The 16490-nt window shown below is 69.9% G+C and carries 22 protein-coding genes; 8 read left to right on the plus strand and 14 right to left on the minus strand.

Translation table 11 applies throughout. The features are described from left to right. The first annotated feature begins 18 nt into the window (after positions 1-18). Positions 19-882: a glycosyltransferase family 2 protein gene (locus tag ACWGIC_RS20235; protein WP_452077474.1), complete on the plus strand. Its 864-nt coding sequence runs from the start codon at positions 19-21 to the stop codon at positions 880-882. Between the two features lie 169 nt (positions 883-1051). On the opposite strand, the gene ACWGIC_RS20240 is transcribed toward ACWGIC_RS20235, so the two are convergent. After that, positions 1052-1531 (minus strand): hypothetical protein, encoded by a 480-nt coding sequence (locus tag ACWGIC_RS20240; protein ID WP_452077475.1) that lies wholly within the window; start codon positions 1529-1531, stop codon positions 1052-1054. 140 nt (positions 1532-1671) lie between these two features. Between ACWGIC_RS20240 and ACWGIC_RS20245 the strand changes: the two genes are divergently transcribed. Both ACWGIC_RS20245 and ACWGIC_RS20250 read left to right on the plus strand, forming a co-directional pair. Then, on the plus strand, positions 1672-2751 hold the full coding sequence (locus ACWGIC_RS20245) for a sugar phosphate nucleotidyltransferase (RefSeq protein WP_452077476.1): 1080 nt from the start codon (positions 1672-1674) through the stop codon (positions 2749-2751). Beyond that, positions 2751-3644, plus strand: a complete 894-nt coding sequence (locus tag ACWGIC_RS20250; protein ID WP_452077477.1) for a DNA-3-methyladenine glycosylase family protein — start codon at positions 2751-2753, stop codon at positions 3642-3644. Before ACWGIC_RS20245 ends, ACWGIC_RS20250 begins: the two co-directional genes overlap by 1 nt. Before the next feature lies 1 nt (position 3645). On the opposite strand, the gene ACWGIC_RS20255 is transcribed toward ACWGIC_RS20250, so the two are convergent. Genes ACWGIC_RS20255 through ACWGIC_RS20290 form a run of 8 tightly spaced genes read right to left on the minus strand, consistent with a single transcriptional unit; the run spans position 3646 to position 8485 of the window. Then, on the minus strand, positions 3646-3996 hold the full coding sequence (locus ACWGIC_RS20255) for a hypothetical protein (RefSeq protein WP_452077478.1): 351 nt from the start codon (positions 3994-3996) through the stop codon (positions 3646-3648). A gap of 50 nt (positions 3997-4046) precedes the next feature. Further along, positions 4047-4328 (minus strand): hypothetical protein, encoded by a 282-nt coding sequence (locus ACWGIC_RS20260; protein ID WP_452077479.1) that lies wholly within the window; start codon positions 4326-4328, stop codon positions 4047-4049. Between the two features lie 58 nt (positions 4329-4386). Continuing rightward, the gene (locus tag ACWGIC_RS20265; protein WP_452077480.1) at positions 4387-4740 is read right to left on the minus strand and encodes a GntR family transcriptional regulator; all 354 of its coding nucleotides are present in this window, start codon (positions 4738-4740) and stop codon (positions 4387-4389) included. Next, positions 4737-4883 carry an LPXTG cell wall anchor domain-containing protein gene (locus ACWGIC_RS20270; RefSeq protein ID WP_452077481.1) on the minus strand — a complete coding sequence of 49 codons (147 nt, stop codon included), beginning with the start codon at positions 4881-4883 and terminating at the stop codon, positions 4737-4739. The genes ACWGIC_RS20265 and ACWGIC_RS20270 overlap by 4 nt, the downstream gene beginning before the upstream one ends. Before the next feature lie 9 nt (positions 4884-4892). Then, positions 4893-5420, minus strand: a complete 528-nt coding sequence (locus ACWGIC_RS20275; RefSeq protein WP_452077482.1) for an NUDIX hydrolase — start codon at positions 5418-5420, stop codon at positions 4893-4895. After that, positions 5417-6811, minus strand: coding sequence for a coenzyme F420-0:L-glutamate ligase (locus ACWGIC_RS20280; protein WP_452077483.1), 1395 nt, complete (start codon positions 6809-6811; stop codon positions 5417-5419). Before ACWGIC_RS20280 ends, ACWGIC_RS20275 begins: the two co-directional genes overlap by 4 nt. Continuing rightward, the gene (gene cofD, locus ACWGIC_RS20285) at positions 6747-7739 is read right to left on the minus strand and encodes a 2-phospho-L-lactate transferase (RefSeq protein ID WP_452077484.1); all 993 of its coding nucleotides are present in this window, start codon (positions 7737-7739) and stop codon (positions 6747-6749) included. Before cofD ends, ACWGIC_RS20280 begins: the two co-directional genes overlap by 65 nt. Then, positions 7736-8485: a GNAT family N-acetyltransferase gene (locus ACWGIC_RS20290; RefSeq protein WP_452077485.1), complete on the minus strand. Its 750-nt coding sequence runs from the start codon at positions 8483-8485 to the stop codon at positions 7736-7738. The genes cofD and ACWGIC_RS20290 overlap by 4 nt, the downstream gene beginning before the upstream one ends. A gap of 46 nt (positions 8486-8531) precedes the next feature. Between ACWGIC_RS20290 and ACWGIC_RS20295 the strand changes: the two genes are divergently transcribed. The 3 genes from ACWGIC_RS20295 to dapC all read left to right on the plus strand — a co-directional run bounded on the left by ACWGIC_RS20295 (position 8532) and on the right by dapC (position 10231). After that, on the plus strand, positions 8532-8705 hold the full coding sequence (locus tag ACWGIC_RS20295) for a hypothetical protein (protein WP_167441895.1): 174 nt from the start codon (positions 8532-8534) through the stop codon (positions 8703-8705). Between the two features lie 120 nt (positions 8706-8825). Continuing rightward, entirely contained in the window at positions 8826-9146 is a 321-nt protein-coding gene (gene fdxA, locus ACWGIC_RS20300) for a ferredoxin (RefSeq protein WP_009072848.1), read from the plus strand. Beyond that, entirely contained in the window at positions 9143-10231 is a 1089-nt protein-coding gene (gene dapC, locus ACWGIC_RS20305; protein WP_452077486.1) for a succinyldiaminopimelate transaminase, read from the plus strand. Before fdxA ends, dapC begins: the two co-directional genes overlap by 4 nt. A gap of 3 nt (positions 10232-10234) precedes the next feature. Here the strand turns inward: dapC and ACWGIC_RS20310 are convergent, their stop codons facing one another. Together ACWGIC_RS20310 and ACWGIC_RS20315 are read right to left on the minus strand one after the other, a co-directional pair. Then, positions 10235-10588 (minus strand): DoxX family protein, encoded by a 354-nt coding sequence (locus ACWGIC_RS20310; protein ID WP_452077487.1) that lies wholly within the window; start codon positions 10586-10588, stop codon positions 10235-10237. Between the two features lie 58 nt (positions 10589-10646). Then, positions 10647-11267, minus strand: coding sequence for a TetR/AcrR family transcriptional regulator (locus tag ACWGIC_RS20315; protein ID WP_452077488.1), 621 nt, complete (start codon positions 11265-11267; stop codon positions 10647-10649). An 86-nt stretch (positions 11268-11353) separates the two neighbouring features. Here ACWGIC_RS20315 and ACWGIC_RS20320 point away from each other — a divergent pair, with 86 nt between their 5' ends. Beyond that, positions 11354-12751, plus strand: a complete 1398-nt coding sequence (locus tag ACWGIC_RS20320) for an FAD-dependent monooxygenase (protein ID WP_452077489.1) — start codon at positions 11354-11356, stop codon at positions 12749-12751. On the opposite strand, the gene ACWGIC_RS20325 is transcribed toward ACWGIC_RS20320, so the two are convergent. The 3 genes from ACWGIC_RS20325 to ACWGIC_RS20335 all read right to left on the minus strand — a co-directional run bounded on the left by ACWGIC_RS20325 (position 12744) and on the right by ACWGIC_RS20335 (position 15254). Beyond that, positions 12744-13703, minus strand: a complete 960-nt coding sequence (locus ACWGIC_RS20325) for a CHAD domain-containing protein (RefSeq protein WP_452077490.1) — start codon at positions 13701-13703, stop codon at positions 12744-12746. The two genes, ACWGIC_RS20320 and ACWGIC_RS20325, sit on opposite strands and share 8 nt — an antisense overlap. 100 nt (positions 13704-13803) lie before the next feature. After that, the gene (dapD, locus tag ACWGIC_RS20330) at positions 13804-14784 is read right to left on the minus strand and encodes a 2,3,4,5-tetrahydropyridine-2,6-dicarboxylate N-succinyltransferase (protein ID WP_452077491.1); all 981 of its coding nucleotides are present in this window, start codon (positions 14782-14784) and stop codon (positions 13804-13806) included. A 29-nt stretch (positions 14785-14813) separates the two neighbouring features. Beyond that, complete coding sequence (locus tag ACWGIC_RS20335; RefSeq protein WP_452077492.1) at positions 14814-15254, minus strand: hypothetical protein; 441 nt, start codon at positions 15252-15254, stop codon at positions 14814-14816. A 42-nt stretch (positions 15255-15296) separates the two neighbouring features. On the opposite strand from ACWGIC_RS20335, the gene dapE reads away from it, so the two are divergent. Beyond that, entirely contained in the window at positions 15297-16370 is a 1074-nt protein-coding gene (gene dapE, locus ACWGIC_RS20340) for a succinyl-diaminopimelate desuccinylase (RefSeq protein ID WP_452077493.1), read from the plus strand. Positions 16371-16490 lie beyond the last annotated feature (120 nt).

Below are 16490 nucleotides of genomic sequence, written 5' to 3' on the forward strand. Positions count from 1 at the left end.
GCAGTGGACAATGGCGCGGTGACTGAGCAGCGCACGTATGGTGACCGCGTCGGCGTCGTGACCGTGACCTACTTCCCCGGCGAAACGCTCGAGAAGTTCCTCGACACGCTCGACAAGGCGACTGACCGCGACGTACACGTCGTCGTCGCCGACAACGCGTCCACCGACGGAGCTCCGGAGAAGGCCGCCGAACGTGAGAACGTGACGCTCGTCAGCATCGGCGAGAACGTCGGCTACGGGACGGCCGCCAACCGCGGCGTCGCGGCGCTCGACGACAGCTTCGGCTGGGTCGTCGTGGTCAACCCGGACCTCGAATGGGAGCCCGGCTCTCTCGACGCGCTGCTTGAGGTCGCCGGGCGCTGGCCGCGCGGGGCCGCGTTCGGGCCGCTGATCCACGACCTCGACGGGACCGTCTACCCGTCCGCGCGGCTGCTGCCGTCGTTCGGGCGCGGGATCGGGCACGCGGTGTTCGGCAAGATCTGGCCGGGCAACCCGTGGACCCGCGAATACCGCCAGGAGAACGCCGCGCCCGCCGAGCGCACGTCCGGCTGGCTGTCCGGCTCCTGCCAGCTCTTCCGGCGCGAGGCGTTCGACTCCGTCGGCGGCTTCGACACCCGCTACTTCATGTACTTCGAGGACGTCGACCTCGGCGACCGGCTCGCGAAGGCCGGCTGGCAGAACGTCTACGCCCCGTCGTCGAGCGTGATGCACATCGGCGGCCACTCGACGTCGCGCGCGTCGGCGAAGATGCTGCGCGCCCACCACGCGAGCGCCTACCGCTACCTCGCCGACCGGCACCAGGGGCTGCTGTGGAAGCCGGTGCTGGCGGCGGTGAAGCTCGGGCTGGCGCTGCGGGTCAAGCTGGAGACCCGCAAGGGCTGAGGTCCGCAAAGGACACCCGGGCAGCCGGCTTGCCTCCGGGACCGTCCGGATGCCCAGCCGCCGCAACACTTTGCGGTCGTAAAGATCGCTCGCGGGAGATGCGATCTCCCGCACGGGAACTCTCCCCAGGCGATCCGGGCGATCCGGGCCCGGGGAGGCCCCGCGAGGATCACAGCCCGTCGAGCCGCCGGGACAGGTTGGACCGTCCGCTGGTCTGCTTGACCGTCGGGACCAGGCCGGTCATTTCCTCCTCGGCCGGTTCCTTCAGCGGGCTCGCCACCGGCTTCGCCTGCGGGCGCGGGACCAGCGGCGTCGTCTTCTGCGGACCGGCCGGATTCGGCACCGTCTGCTGCGGCAAGGTGTTCTGCGGGCCCGGGACCTCGAGCGGACGCGTCGGCGTCGGCTGGGCCAGCGGATGCGGCGACGGCTGGGTTCGCGTGCCGCCTGCCAGCGGATGGTCGTTCTCTTCGATCAGCGACGCCGGCAGCTGCGTCGTGGTGTCGGGGTCCAGCCCGGAGACCACCGAGGCGGAGATCTGCTGGGTGCTGGAGGAATCCATCGGAGACGTCATGTTGTCCGGCGTCACCACGAAGGCGCCGCGGGATCGTGCGCGTGCGAGCAAAGCGTCCGCGCGATCGCGGGGGTCCATTCCCCTCGGCCTCCCGACTGACCCGGGGCCTCTAGGGAAAGGCCCGCCTGTTTCCTGTCTAGGGTAGGCCCTCGGGGCCCGCGCCGCCCACGTTTCCCGCGGCTTGTCGCTCAGCGGTGCGTGATACAAAGGAGATTTCTGTGACGTCCGAGGTCGAGGTCGACGCCGTCGTACTGGTCGGCGGCCAGGGCACGCGGCTGCGCCCGCTCACGCTGTCGGCTCCGAAGCCGATGCTGCCGACGGCGGGAACGCCCTATCTGAGCCACCTGTTCTCCCGCATCCGCGCGGCCGGGATCCGGCACGTGGTGCTCGGCACGTCGTACCGGGCGGAGGTGTTCGAGGAGTACTTCGGCGACGGGTCCGCGCACGGGCTGGAACTCGAGTACGTGGTGGAGGAGGAGCCGCTCGACACCGGCGGCGCCATCCGCAACGTCTACGACCGGCTGCGCGCCGACCACGCGATCGTCTTCAACGGCGACATCCTCTCCGGTGCCGACCTGAACGCCCAGCTGCGCACCCACCTCGACTCCGGCGCGGACGTCACGCTCCACCTCCAGCGCGTCCCCGACCCGAGCCGGTTCGGGTCGGTGCCGACTGATGCGGACGGTCGCGTCACCGCCTTCCTGGAGAAGACGCCGAACCCGCCGACGGACCAGATCAACGCCGGTTGTTACGTCTTCCGCCGTCCGGTGATCGAAACCATTCCGTCCGGGCGACGGGTGTCGGTCGAACGCGAGACGTTCCCTGGGCTTCTCGAAAACGGTGCGCATCTGCACGGATTTGTCGACTCTTCATACTGGCTCGACGTCGGCACCCCGGAAGCGTTTGTCCGCGGCAGCGCCGATCTGGTCCGCGGCATCGCGCCTACCTCCGCGCTGACTGGGCCGACCGGCGACTTTCTCGCCCTGGAAGCGGCGTCCATCTTCGCCGGGGCGAAGCTCACCGACGGTACGACGATCGGTGCCCGTGCCGTGGTCGGGAAGGGCGCGACAGTGTCCGGCTCGGTGGTGTTCGACGACGCGGTGATCGGCCCGGACGCCATTGTGGAGAATTCGGTGCTCGGCCGCGGAGCGCAGGTCGGCGAGGGCGCGGTGCTGCGCGGCGTGGTGCTCGGCGACGGTGCGTCGGTGGGCGCCGGCTGCGAATTGCTCGACGGGGTCCGGATCTGGCCCGGCGTTACGGTGCCCGACGGCGGCATCCGGTTTTCGAGCGACGCGTGATGGAGTGGCGTCCGGGGTTTCCGGTGGATCTGGCACAGGTGCTGGGTCCGCTGAGCCGTGGGCGCGGATCGCTGAACTTCCGGCATGACCGCGGCGTCTGGTGGCTGGCCGCGAACACGCCCGGCGGCAAGGGAACGCTGGCGCTGCTGCACCGGCCGGACGGCGTCGTCGAGGCCGAGGCTTGGGGCGACGGCGCGGATTTCCTGCTGGAGGGCGTACCCGCGCTGCTCGGCGCGGACGACGACGACACCGGCTTCGTCGCGCACCACGACGTGATCGCCGAAGCCCGCCGGAACGCGCCGGGACTGCGGCTCGGCTCGACCGGGCGGGTGTGGGACGCGCTGGTGCTGGCGATCCTGGAGCAGAAGGTGAGCGGCAAGGAAGCGATCCGGTCGTGGGCGGAGCTGTGCCGGTGGTTCGGCACGCGCGCGCCCGGGCCGGGGCCGGGCTTCCTGCGGGTGCCGCCGGATCCGGTCGCCATTCGGTCCATTGTGGACTGGAACTGGCACAAGATCGGAGTGGACGTCAAGCGCCGGACTGCGTTGATCGAGGCGGCCCGGGTGGCTCCGCGGCTGGAGGAAGCGGTGCGGCTGCGCGGGACCGAGGGGCGCGCGTGGCTGCGGAAGGTGCGGGGCATCGGCGTGTGGACGGCGGCGGAGATCGCCCAGCGCGCGTGGGGCGACCCGGACGCGGTCAGTTTCGGCGACTACAACATCCCGGCGGTGGTCGGGCACACGCTGCTCGGGCGGAAGATCGACGACGAGGAGATGGCGCGGGTGCTGGAGCCGTACGCGCCGCAGCGGCAGCGGGCGATCCGGTACCTGGGGGCGGCTGGGGCTCGGCGGCCGAGGTTCGGGCCGCGGATCGAGTTGCGGGATTACCGGGCGATGTGAGTCAGCGCGGCGGGTACGGATTCTGCGGGCTCTGACCCTGCGGCGGGACCCCGGGCTGAGGCGGGACCCCGGGCTGAGGCGGGTACTGGGCACCGGGCGGTTGCGGGGCGTTCGGATACTGCGGGCCGGCCGGCGGGTAGCCCGGCTGGCCGGGGTAGCCCTGCGGCCCCGGGTTCGGCGGGTAGCCAGGGTAGTTCTGGCCGGGCGGCGGGAAGCCCTGCTGCGGCGGGAAGTAGCCCGGCGGCGGGTTGTTCCGTTTGCGTTTGTTCGAAGCCTGCACCGCCACCACGATCGCGACCACCAGGCCGGCCAGCAACAGCAGAACGATGAGATGCCACGGCTGGACAGCCACGGTGAAGACCCTCCCCTGGTCGAAGTTGTGACGCGGGCCGGGAAAGCGGCTCAGCCCTGCGGGTTCTGCGGCGGGTACTGCTGGCCGGGCTGCGGCGGATACTGCTGCTGACCAGGCTGCTGCGGATATTGCTGCTGCGGGTGCTGCCCCTGCTGCGGATACGGGCCCTGCGGCGGGAACTGCTGCGGCGGGTACTGGCCCTGCTGCGGCTGATCGTACGGAGCGCCCGGCCCGGCCTGCGGAGGCTGCTTGGGCCGCCCCACCGTGAATTTCAAGACCAGGACTACCACCAGCAGCAGGACCAGCGCGCCCGGCAGGATGTAGTTCAGCATGGGTTTCCCATCAGATCGGGCACGGGTTCAGGCCATCGATGCTAATTCCTCGCCGCGGTCAGCGCAGGGCAGCCGCGGCGATCGCTACGCCTTGTTCGGCCGACAAGCCCAAGCCTCGGATGATCTCGGCGTACGAGGCCGCGGCGGCTTGGGCGCGCGAGAGGGTTTCGTCGCCGGTCGCGCTGACGAAAGTGCCTGCTCTGCCTCGGGTTTCCAGCAGGCCGGCTTCCTCTAGTTCGCGGTACGCACGCGCCACGGTGTTCGGCGCGATGCCCAGTTCCGCGGCCAGTCCGCGCACTGTCGGGAGTTTCGTGCCGACCGCGAGGGTGCCGTCGTTGATCTGGTTGGCCAGCGACGTCCGGACCTGTTCGAAAGGCGGGACGGACGAAGCCGGGTCGTAGGTGATGCTCATCGTTGCCGCCGTTTCCGTCGGATGCTGACCACAATGCCCAGCACCAGCAGCGCGAACGCCACCGCGAAGCCGATCAGCACCACCCATCCGCTGATGTACGCGCCCGTGTCGCCGGGGTGCAGGTGCGGTCGCGCCAGGTCCATCTGCCCAGGTTAACGGGCGGCCGCGAGCAGTTCGGCCAGATCTTCCGAACCCGCGGGCAGCGCGTCCACTGGCCACCATCGCAGGTCGTCGGATTCGTCGCTGCGCACGGGTTCCGCGCCGGGTGGTGCGTGCACCACGTACCGGACGTCGAAATGCCGCGTGGGGACGCCGAGCGAGCAAGTAATCGGGTGGACGTCCAGGTGCACCGGGGTTTCGCCGATCACCAGGCCGCTCATGCCGGATTCCTCGGTCGCCTCGCGCAGGGCGGCTTCGGACAGCGACGCGTCGGACGGTTCGCAATGCCCGCCGAGTTGCAGCCAGCGGCCGACGCGCGGGTGCAGGGTCAGCAGGACCTGCGTGCCGGTCGAGTCGAGGAGTACCGCGGACGCGGTCAGGTGCCCGGCCTCGCAGGAGCGCTGGCAAGTGTCCGAACGCGACGCCAGGAAGCCGAGAAACGCTTGCCGCAGCGACTCTTGCGCCGGGGTCGCGGGCTTCCAGCCGGTCAGTTCGGCGACGGCGGATTCGTGCAGGGTCATCGTTCGATCAGCCAATCGCCGGTGGAAAGCGGTCCGCGCGGGGGAGCGGGTTCGGCCGGGTGCCCGACGGCCACCGCGCCGAGCGGCTGCCATCGGTCATCCAAGTCCAAAGTGGACCGGACCAGGTCGGCGGCGAAAATGGTCGAGCCGATCCAGCACGAGCCGAGGTCTTCGGCGGCCAGTGCGACCAGCAGGCCCTGCACGGCAGCGCCGGCGGCGACGGTGAACATGGTGCGCTCGTGCCGGTTTCGCCGGTCGTCGCGGTAGGCGTGCGCGCCTTCGGGCAGCAGGAACGGGATTACCAGTTCCGGCGCGCGATAGAGAATGTCGCCGCGGGACAGGCGTTTCGCGATCTGTTCGGGAGTGAAACCGTCGCTGGTCAGGTCGGCTTCCCAGGACGCGCGCATCGCGTCGAGGAGTTTGCGGCGCAGGCCTTCGTCGCGCAGCCAGATGAACCGCACGGGGTGCGTGTGGTGCGGCGCGGGCGCGGTGAGCGCGGACGCGACGGCGCGGCGCATCGCGTCGGGATCCACCGGTTCGTCGCTGAATTGCCGGACGGAACGCCGGTGCGGCACGGCTTCCCGGCGGCCCTGCGCGATGGATTCGTTGGTGCCCAAGCGAAAGAGATCGGTGTCGACCGGGCGGATCAGGTTCCGCGCGGTGGACCCGTCATCGTGGATCTGCAGGCCGCGCACGACCGCTACCGGCAACCCGCCGAGCTTGCCCTTCACCAGATCCGCGGCGGCGGCGATCTCGTCCGCGACCGCGATTTCCGTAACGGCCAGCTCGTTGCCCTGCGAATCGACCTGCCCGGCGTACCCGTGCAGCACGCGCAGGCCGGACGCGCCGATCGCGGCGTCCGTCTGGCCGACTCGCCAGGCCCGGCCCATGGTGTCGGTGACGACCACGGCGACCTCGACGCCCAGCCGTTCCCGCAAACCGTTGCGCAGAGCCAAAGCGGACGCGTCCGGGTCCGCGGGCAGCAGAGCCACCTCGTCGCCGCGCACGTTCGACGCGTCGATCCCGGCCGCCGCCTGCACGATGCCCAGGTTGTTCTCGGTGATCAGCGTGCGCGCGATCCGGGCGACCACCCGCACCGATTCTTCCTCGATCAGCTTGCGCCGGGCCGCGTCGCGCGCTTCGGGGTCGCTCGGCACACGCACGAGCCTGCCCTCGATCTTCGAGAACGCCTTGCTGGTCACCACGACCACGTCGCCGGAACGCAGCCACGGCGCCGCGGTCACGATCGCACCGGTCAGGTCGTCGCCGGGACGGAACTCCGGCAAACCCGGAACAGGCAGGATCTCGATCTTCTGGGAAGCGTGATCAGCCAAGGGAAACTCCAGCCACGTCGAGCGCCGCGCGGACCATGTCCGCCGTCGCGTCCACATCGGACATCAGCAGCGGCACCGCGCGCACGTCCACGCCGGGCACCGTGACCTCGTGATCCTCCGGAGCGACGAGCCAGCCGTCGAGCACTCCGCCTTCCGAACGCGCACCGTAGTGGCGGCCGACCGCCTCCGCCGAGGTTTCCACGCCGATCGCGGTGAGGCACGCGTCGGCCATGCCGCGCAACGCTTTCCCGCCGATGATCGGCGACACCCCGACGACCTTCGCGGGCGACTTCCGCAGCGCGTCGCGCACCCCGGGCACCCCGAGCGTCGTGCCGACCGACACGACCGGGTTCGACGGCGCGAACAGCACGACGTCCGCCTCGGCCAGCGCCGCCAGCACGCCGGGTCCGGGCTTGGCCTCGTCGTTGCCGACCGCGACGATCGAATGCGCGGGCACGCCGGCCCGGTAGCGCACCCACCACTCCTGGAAGTGCACGGCCTTCTGCTGCTCCGGCTGGTCCGGATCGTCGATCACGACGTGCGTTTCGACCCGGTCGTCAGACATCGGCAGCAACCGCACGCCGGGCTGCCAGCGGTCGCACAGCGCCTCGGTGACCTGGGACAGCGGATAGCCCGCGCGCAGCATCCGCGACCGGATCAGGTGCGTCGCGATGTCCTTGTCGCCGAGCCCGAACCAGGTCGGCTCCGCGCCGTAGGCGGCGAGTTCCTCCTTGACCGTCCAGGTCTCGCCGGCGTGGCCCCAGCCGCGTTCGGAGTCGATGCCTCCGCCGAGGGTGTACATGCAGGTGTCGAGATCCGGGCAGATGCGCAGGCCGTGCATCCACACGTCGTCGCCGGTGTTGACCAGGGCGGTGATCTCGTGCGGCGATTCGCCCGCGCCGATCGCGGGAAGTCCGAGTGCGGTTTTGACCCCGAGCAGGAAGCGGGCTCCGCCCACCCCGCCAACCAGTACGACGATCTTCACGACTGGCGATCCTCGCACGTCCGCGGCGCCGGGCCCCAGTACCGGTACCTGTGGTGCTCCGAACAGCCCAGCGCGGAATACAGCGCGAGCGCGCCGGTGTTGCCCACCGCCACCTGAAGGACCCACTTGTCCGCCCCGTGCGCGCGTCCCCAGTCGGCGAGCGCGTGCAGCACGGTGGTGGCGAGGCCGCGGCGGCGGAATTCCGGCGCGACCGCGAGACGGGCGACGTGCAGCCAGTCGTCCACGATCGCTCCGCGCACCGCGCCCGCGGTGACGCCGTCAGCCAGCACGACGCCGTAACCGACCTTGCCAGTGGTCACGACGTGCCACTGGGCGGAACTCGGCTCGGTGGTGTTCTCGGCCAATTCCCACCATTCCGGCGTCGCCTGGTCGAGAACCTCGGCATCCGGCGAAGGCCCGGACGGCAGCGGGCCGGTCAGTACCGCCACCCGGTACCCGGCGGCGTGCTCGACCTGCTCGCGCCAGCCCGCCGCGGCCACTTCGCGCTCCAGATCGCTGTCTTCCAGCACCTGGACCGCGGGCGGAATGCCGCGGGCGTGTGCGAAGTCACACACGGCCGTGAGCGCGTCCGGGACTCCACGTCCGGGGTCGCCGACAGCGAGTGCGCTGTTCGCGCGCCCGGTGAAGCCGTCCGCCCAGCGCAAAGTCCATTGCCCGAGCGGCTCCTCGACCACTGCCGGCCACGCTTTCGCGCACACGATTTCGAGCTTTTCCCGGGAGTTCACGGTTAGATTGTGACGGAGAGAGCTGTCCCGTTCCGCAGGAGAACCCATGAGCTACGCGCGCAAGGACGACCGGCACAACGACGAGCTTGTCGACGAGATCGCCGACGGGTTCAAGCGGACTCTCGAGGAGAAACGCGAGGACGGCAAGCCCGCCGGACCCGCGTTCGCCATTACCGGCGATGCCCGGAACGCGCCGAAACCGCGCCGCCGGGATCGCTGAGCGGCGCGGATCCGCCCCGTTTCCAGGGGTCGGATAAGGGTCGCCTAACCACCACCGGGGGCCAGGGAAGCGCGTAATGTCCGCACCGACCGGCCCAGCAGGAGAAGCCAGGAGTACGCAGTGACCTACGTGATCGCCGAGCCCTGCGTCGACGTGCTCGACAAGGCGTGTATCGACGAGTGCCCCGTGGACTGCATCTACGAGGGCGAGCGGATGTTGTACATCCACCCGGACGAGTGCGTCGACTGCGGCGCCTGCGAGCCGGTCTGCCCGGTCGAGGCCATCTACTACGAGGACGACGTGCCGGACAACTGGTCCGACTACACCAAGGCGAACGTCGACTTCTTCAACGAGCTGGGCTCGCCCGGCGGCGCCTCGAAGGTCGGCAAGACCGCGCACGACCCGGGGTTCATCAAGGCTCTGCCCCCGCAGGGCGAATGACCCGGCTGCCCGACTTCCCCTGGGATTCGCTCGCCGAGGTCAAGGCCCGAGCGCAGGCGCATCCCGGGGGCATCGTCGACCTCTCCGTCGGCACGCCCGTCGACCCGGTGCCGGACTCGATCCGCGCCGCGCTCGCGTCGGTGTCGGAGATTCCCGGCTACCCGGCCACGCACGGAACGCCTGAGCTGCGCGAAGCGGCTGTCACGGCGTTGCGGCGGCGGTACGGGATCACCGGCGTCGAGCCGGACGCCGTGCTGCCGACGATCGGTTCGAAAGAGGCCGTGGCCTGGCTGCCGCGGCTGCTCGGCTTCGGGCCGGGCGACGTAGTGGTCATCCCGGAGCTGGCGTACCCGACGTACGAGGTGGGTGCGCTGCTCGCGGGTGCCGAGGTGGTACGTGCGGACGGGCTGACCCAGCTCGGCCCGCGCCGCCCGGCGATGATCTGGCTGAACTCGCCGTCGAACCCGACCGGCCGTGTGCTCGGCGTCGACCACCTGCGCAAGGTGGTCGAATGGGCGCGCGAACGCGGCACTGTCGTGGTGTCCGACGAGTGCTACCTCTCGCTCGGCTGGGAGGCGGAACCGCTGTCGGTGCTGCATCCGTCCGTCCACGGTGGACAGACGGACGGCCTGCTCGCGGTGCATTCGCTTTCGAAGTCGGCGAACCTGGCCAGCTACCGCGCCGGATTCGTGACCGGCGACCCCGTGCTGGTGAAGAATCTGCTGGAGGTGCGCAAGCACGCCGGCATGATCGTGCCGCGCCCGGTGCAGCAGGCGATGGTCGCCGCGCTCACCGACGACGAAGCCCTTGCCGAGCAACGCGAACGCTACCGCGCGCGGCGCGTGGTGCTGCGGAAAGCGTTGCAGGACAGCGGATTCGAGATCACGTATTCCGAGGCTGGGCTGTATCTCTGGGCGACGCGCGGGGAATCCGCGCAGGCCACGGTGGAATGGCTGGCCGAGCGCGGGATCCTGGTCGCCCCTGGCACGTTCTACGGGCCCGCGGGCAAGGAGCACGTGCGGGTCGCGCTGACGTCCACGGACGAGCGCATCGAGGCGGCCGCGGAGCGGTTGGCGCAGGGCTGAGGGTCAGGCAGGCCAGGTGAAATACCCGGCCGCCGCGACCGCCAGCAGCAGGAAGACCGCCGGGAACGCGATGTTGTGGAACACCTTCGCGCGGATGTGCGCGGCGACCGCTCCGACGAAGAACAGCGTCAGCCCGATCGCGGCGGCCAGCCCCAGGTGTGGCCAGCCGAGGAGGCCGAGCACCAGCCCGGCGGTGCCCGCGCCCTCCAGGATCGCCAGGTAGGGGAGCCATCGCGGGCCGACGCCGACCTCGGCCGAGTTCTGCAGGACGAACTGCGCTCGGACGGCCTTGGCCGCGACTTCGAAGGCATTGATCGCGATGCAGGCGAAGGTGGCGACGAGAAGTCCGGTTTCCATGGCTGCTCCTTCCGGTCTCGCTTCCTTGACGGTGCAGGGACCGGAAAGGTGACCGCGGCTAGTAGTCGCGGCCGGTGAAACCGCGGTAGACGAACCGCGTCAACGCCTCCACCGCTTCCTCGTCGGACGGCGGGGTCCAGCCCGCCGGCGGCGGGGTCAGCAGCCACATCTGCGCGAAGTTGTCGACCAGCTGGTACATCATCGCGAGGGTGAGCTGGGTGTTCGCCGGTAGCCGCAATCCGGCTGCGGTGACGTGTTCGAGGTGGCTCTCGACGTCCGCGGCCTGAGTGGCGCCGAAGTTCGCGTAGGCGGCGGCGAAGTCGTCGTTCACCATCGCCGCTTGGCGCAGGGCGAGCATCGTCGGCGCGTTGTCGCGGTAGAAATCCCAGTACTGCCGCACGTGCCAGCGGACCGCCGCCGGGTCGCTGAAATCGGACAGATGGTCCTCGGCCATGGCCTGCCGGTCGCTGTCCGCGGCCAGGTCGGCCAGCAGGGCGATGAGCAGTTCTTCCTTGCTCGCGAAGTGGTTGTAGAACGACCCCGCGGCACGACCGGCTTCCTTGGTGATGTCGGTGATCTTCGTGTTCAGGTAGCCCTTGGCCGCGAACACGCGCTTGGCCGCTTCCTTCAGCGCCGTTTCCGTTTCGGCGGCTTTGTCCCGGCGGCTCGTGGCTGTCATCCGGCACCTCCCTTGACGCGGAACGCTATCAGCGGGCACTCTGAATCTAGATTCACTGAATATAAATTCATCGAAGGGTGAGGGCGATGACGGTACTGGTGGCGGGAGCGGGCCCGACCGGGCTCACGCTGGCGATCGAGCTGGCGCGGCGCGGGGTCGGCGTGCGAGTGGTGGACAAGGCGGAGCAGTACTTCGTCGGTTCGCGCGGCGACGGGCTGCAGCCGCGCACGATGGAGGTTTTCGAGGATCTGGGCGTGCTGGACGCGGTGCTCGCCGCGGGAGCGCCGCCGTATCCGATGCGGGTGTACCTGGACGGGGAGTTCGCCATGGTGCGGTGGATGGCCGAGCCGGTCGAGCCGACGCCGACGGTGCCGTATCCGAACGCCTGGTTCCTCGGCCAGTCGCAGACCGAGGGGATCCTTCGCGACCGGCTGGCTGAGCTGGGCGTTCGGGTCGAGCTGAACACCGCGCTGACCGGCTTCACGCAGGACGACGAGGGCGTGACCGCTGAGCTGTCGACGGGGGAGACGGTGCGGGCGGAGTACCTGGTCGGCGCGGACGGCGGGAAGAGCTTTGTGCGCAAGGCATTGGGAATCGCGTTCGAAGGGACCACTGACGAATCGATCCGGATGCTGCTGGGCGACGTCTCGGCGGAAGGGCTCGACCACGACTCGGCGTACTGGTTCGCGAAGGCGGACGAGCCGATGTCCGGAGTCGCGTTCACGCCGCTCCCGGGGACGCCGTATTTCCAGTTCGCCTCCCCGCTCGGCGACGGCGACGCGGGGACCTCGCTAAGTGCGTTGCAGGAGCACCTGGACGCGGTGTCCGGCGGTGGTGTCCGGCTGCTCGACCTGGCGTGGTCCACCGTGTGGCGGCCGAATATCCGCCTGGCCGCCTCGTTTCGGCAGGGGCGGGTGTTTCTCGCCGGGGACGCCGCGCACGTGCACCCGCCGACCGGCGGGCAGGGGCTGAACACCGGCGTGCAGGACGCGTACAACCTCGGCTGGAAGCTCGCCGACGGATCGCCTGCGCTGCTGAACAGCTACGAGGCGGAACGGCGTACGGTCGCGGCGCGGGTTTTGGGGGTGAGCAGTGCGTTGCTGGAGAAGTACAAGGAGGGGGCCGACGACGCGCACGAGCGCGGGCCGGAGACTCAGCAGCTCGATGTCACTTACCGGGGCGGACCGCTGTCGCCGGTCGGCACGGGCGCGTTGCGGCCGGGCGATCGGGCACCGGACGCACCGCTGGTGGACGCGAATGGCAAGACTGTGCGGCTTTTCGAGCTGTTCAACGGTCCACATGCGACAGAGCTGGTGTTCGGCGACGGGCCGCTCGGGACGGAGCATCCGGCGTACCGGATCCTGCCGAAGGGGTCGGCAGGGGAATTCGTGGACGGGGGCGGGCACGCGTATGCGGCGTATGAGGGGGTGGCTGGGAAGCGGGTGCTGGTGCGGCCGGATGGCTACGTGTGGTCGGTCAACTGACCGCGTGCTCGGCCTTTTCGATGCGGTGCCATACGTCGAGCCACGTGGCCCGGGCCTGAGCACGCTTCGCCAACTCGTGCTCGACGATCCGCCCGGCGACGAAACCGACCTCGGCGTCCGCGTTGGCCAGCACGCCGCGCACCTTCTCCGCGGCGAAGACCGCGTCCTGGTGATCGCCTAGCACGGTCTGGAATTTGCGGGTCGCCTTGATCAGCTCGGACAGTTTCGCCGCCTGCTTCTTTTTCGCCGCCGACCGGGCCAGTTCGGCGGTGTAGCGGAGTTTCTTGCCGTGGATGCGCAGTGCGTGCAGGTCGTCGTCCGGCGGATTCGGCGGCAGGGCGGCGACCGCGCGGGCGAGTTTCCGGTACGGCTTCCGCACGTCGGCGGCCAACCCGGGCTTGGCGGAGGGCGTCTCGTCGATCTCGTGCTCGGCGGCGCGGGACAGCTGGGCGATGCGCTGCAACAGGGTCGCGTACCGCGGGCTCGACAACGCCCGGTTCAACCGGCGGCGGGCGGCGGTGCGTTCGGAGACGAAACGGGACACCAGCCGTCGCCCGGCGGCCTGGTCGCGGACGTCGAAGTCGGCGATCACCTCGCGCAGGTGGCCGATCAGCACGTCGTAGTCGCGGACCTCGCCGAGGACCTGGCCCAGCCAGCCGAGGTCGGCTCGCACCGGTTCCGCGGTGGCCCCGATCAGCGCGCTGGAGGATTTCAGCACGCTGCGCATCCGCCGTTGCGCGACACGCATCTGGTGCAGTTCTTCCGGATCGGCCCCGGCCCGGGTGCCCGGTTCGCGGGACAGCAGTTCGCGCAGTTCGTGGTCGAGTTTGGCCCGTACGTGCGCGGCTGCCGGGGCCTCGGGTCCCGCTTTCGCCGGTTCGGCGGGGAGCCCCAGAGCGGCCGGCGTCGTCGGTTCCGGAGTACGGCGGCGGCTGGTCGCTTCGGAGGTCACCTGGTTAATGGTAGGTGAACAACGATCAGTTCGGCGCCGGTAGAAACAGCGAGAGGGTGCGCTCCCGCTGGCGGGAAGCGCACCCTCTCGAAGGGGTGGATCAGTTGGCGTGTAGTGCTTCGTTCAGCTGGATGCCGACGCCGCCGCGCGACACGACCTCGACCGCGCCGGTCGCCGAGTTGCGCCGGAAGACCGCGCCGGAGATGCCGGAAAGCTCGCGGGCCTTGACCGTCTTGCCGTCGACCTCGACCTTGGTGCCGGCGGTGACGTACAGCCCGGCCTCGATCACCGAGTCGTCGCCGAGGGAGATGCCCGCGCCGCCGTTCGCGCCGATCAGGCAGCGTTCGCCGATCGAGATCACCTCGGTGCCGCCGCCGGACAGGGTGCCCATGATCGACGCGCCGCCGCCGACGTCGCTGCCGTCGCCGACCAGCACGCCCGCCGAGATGCGCCCCTCGACCATCGACGCGCCGAGCGTGCCCGCGTTGTAGTTCACGAAGCCCTCGTGCATCACGGTGGTGCCGGACGCGAGGTGCGCGCCGAGCCGCACGCGGTCCGCGTCGGCGATGCGGACCCCGCTCGGGAGGACGTAGTCGACCATCCGCGGGAACTTGTCCACGCCGTACACGGTGACCGCGCCGCGCGACCGCAGCCGCAGCCGGGTCTGCTCGAAGCCCTCGACCGGGCACGGGCCGTGGTTCGTCCACACGACGTTGGCCAGCAGGCCGAAAATGCCGTCGAGGCTCTGCCCGCGCGGCCGGACCAGCCGGTGCGACAGCAGGTGCAGGCGCAGGTAGACGTCGTGGGCGTCGGCGGGCGCGGTGGCCAGGCTGCCGATCGTGACTCGCACCGCGACAACCTCGACACCGCGGTCGGTGTCCGGGCCGAGCAGCGCGGCCGCGGACTCGCCGAGCAGCTCGGTGGTCTGCTCCGCGGTCAGCCGCTCGGTGCCGCTGATGCCTGCTTCGACCAGCTTGGGGTGCGGGTACCAGGTGTCCAGCACGGTTCCGTCGGACGTGACGGTGGCCAGCCCGACGCCGACGGCGCCGGTCGTTTCGGGGTCAGGGGTCTGCTCGCTCACGCTGGTCACGGTAGCTGAAGCGGGCTGGCTCAACCCGTGGCGGCCAGCTGGTTCACCTTTTTCTTGACCTCGGTGAGCGCGGTCGAGATGGAGACGAGCGCCTGCGTGCACGCCCCGCCCGGCGTGGGGACAGTGGTGCAGCCGGCCTGACGGAACTCGGCGACCGCCTGGTCGAGCGCGGTCGCGTCGTGGTCGAGCGGCTGGTTGACCGTCTTGCCCGCTTTCGCCAGCTTGTGCACCGAACCCGCGGTGTTGCCGACCTCGGTGACGTATTTCTCACAGCCCTTGGGCAGCTGCGTCTGCGGACCGGTGAAACAGGTGTCGGCCGACAACGCGTCGAGCTTGATCGGCAGGGCGTCGGGACCCGGATCGCCGGCGCCCGGACGGGCCTTGGGCCCGGCCTCGTTGCTGCAACCGGTGAGGACAAGGGCGAGGACGCCGAGAACGACCAGGGAGCTTCGCGTGCGCACGTCCTCACGGTAGCCCCCGCGCTGGCTGGGTACGGTGCCGGTATGACCTCCCTTGACCTGCGCGCCGACCCTGCCGAGCTCACTGCTGCCCTTGTGGATGTGTTCAGCGTCTCCGGGGAGGAGGGCAAGCTCGCGGACTTGGTGCAGGCGGCACTGGCTGAGCAGGCCCCGCATCTGGAAGTGGTGCGCAATGGGGACGCGGTGCTGGCGCGGACGAATCTCGGTCGTCCTTCGCGCGTGATTCTCGCCGGGCATTTGGACACGGTTCCGGAGAACTCGAATTTGCCTTCGCGGGTTACTGGGGCCGGGGACGATGCGGTGTTGCATGGGCTCGGGTCGGTGGACATGAAGGGCGGGGACGCGGTGTTTCTGCATCTGGCCGCGACCTTGCCGGAGCCTCGGCATGACGTGACGTTTGTGTTTTACGACAACGAAGAGGTTGAGGCGGTTCGGAACGGGCTTGGGCGGATCGAGCGGGAGTTGCCGGAGTGGCTGGCTGGGGATCTCGCGGTGGTTGGCGAGCCTTCCAATGGCGTGATCGAGGCTGGGTGTCAGGGGACGTTGCGGGTCGAGGTGCGGACTTCGGGGGAACGGGCGCATACGGCTCGGGCTTGGATGGGAGTCAATGCGATTCATGCGTTGGCGGAGCCGTTGCGGCGGTTGGCTTCTTATTCGCCTCGGGTGGTGGATATTGACGGGCTGACGTATCGGGAAGGGCTGCAGGCTACGGGGATTTCCGGTGGGGTGGCTGGGAATGTGGTGCCGGACGCGGCTGTGTTGACGGTGAATCATCGGTTTGCGCCGGACCGGAGTGCGGAGCAGGCGGAGGCGCATGTGCGGGAGGTTTTTGAGGGGTTTGAGGTGACGTTGGTGGATTTGTCGCCGGGGGCGTTGCCGGGGTTGGGTGCGCCTGCGGCGGCGGAGTTGGTGGCTGCGGCTGGGGGGAAGGCCGCGGCGAAGCTGGGGTGGACGGATGTGGCTCGGTTTGCCGCGTTGGGGATGCCTGCGGTGAATTTCGGGCCGGGGGATCCTACGTTGGCGCATACGCAGCAGGAGAATGTGCGGGTGGGGGAGATTCGGGAAGTGGCTTCGGTTTTGCGGCGGTTTTTGGGGTGAGGTTGGGGGCGGCTCGTCGCCTGGCGGCGACATTGCGCCCCGTTCGTGAGGGGGCACCCCGAAGCTGATTGTGCTGACGGTTCGGGGGTGCTTGTCAAGGCGGGAAAGATGCCTTGACAA

It is taken from the genome of Amycolatopsis sp. NPDC054798 (assembly GCF_053611505.1).

Coding starts and splice junctions, on each gene's coding strand:
- ACWGIC_RS20240 (WP_452077475.1), bottom strand. CDS start 1,531: ATGGACCCCCGCGATCGCGCGGACGCTTTGCTCGCACGCGCACGATCC.
- ACWGIC_RS20250 (WP_452077477.1), top strand. CDS start 2,751: ATGGAGTGGCGTCCGGGGTTTCCGGTGGATCTGGCACAGGTGCTGGGT.
- ACWGIC_RS20260 (WP_452077479.1), bottom strand. CDS start 4,328: ATGCTGAACTACATCCTGCCGGGCGCGCTGGTCCTGCTGCTGGTGGTA.
- ACWGIC_RS20265 (WP_452077480.1), bottom strand. CDS start 4,740: ATGAGCATCACCTACGACCCGGCTTCGTCCGTCCCGCCTTTCGAACAG.
- ACWGIC_RS20270 (WP_452077481.1), bottom strand. CDS start 4,883: ATGGACCTGGCGCGACCGCACCTGCACCCCGGCGACACGGGCGCGTAC.
- ACWGIC_RS20275 (WP_452077482.1), bottom strand. CDS start 5,420: ATGACCCTGCACGAATCCGCCGTCGCCGAACTGACCGGCTGGAAGCCC.
- ACWGIC_RS20280 (WP_452077483.1), bottom strand. CDS start 6,811: ATGTGGACGCGACGGCGGACATGGTCCGCGCGGCGCTCGACGTGGCTG.
- ACWGIC_RS20295 (WP_167441895.1), top strand. CDS start 8,532: ATGAGCTACGCGCGCAAGGACGACCGGCACAACGACGAGCTTGTCGAC.
- dapC (WP_452077486.1), top strand. CDS start 9,143: ATGACCCGGCTGCCCGACTTCCCCTGGGATTCGCTCGCCGAGGTCAAG.
- ACWGIC_RS20310 (WP_452077487.1), bottom strand. CDS start 10,588: ATGGAAACCGGACTTCTCGTCGCCACCTTCGCCTGCATCGCGATCAAT.
- ACWGIC_RS20315 (WP_452077488.1), bottom strand. CDS start 11,267: ATGACAGCCACGAGCCGCCGGGACAAAGCCGCCGAAACGGAAACGGCG.
- ACWGIC_RS20320 (WP_452077489.1), top strand. CDS start 11,354: ATGACGGTACTGGTGGCGGGAGCGGGCCCGACCGGGCTCACGCTGGCG.
- dapE (WP_452077493.1), top strand. CDS start 15,297: ATGACCTCCCTTGACCTGCGCGCCGACCCTGCCGAGCTCACTGCTGCC.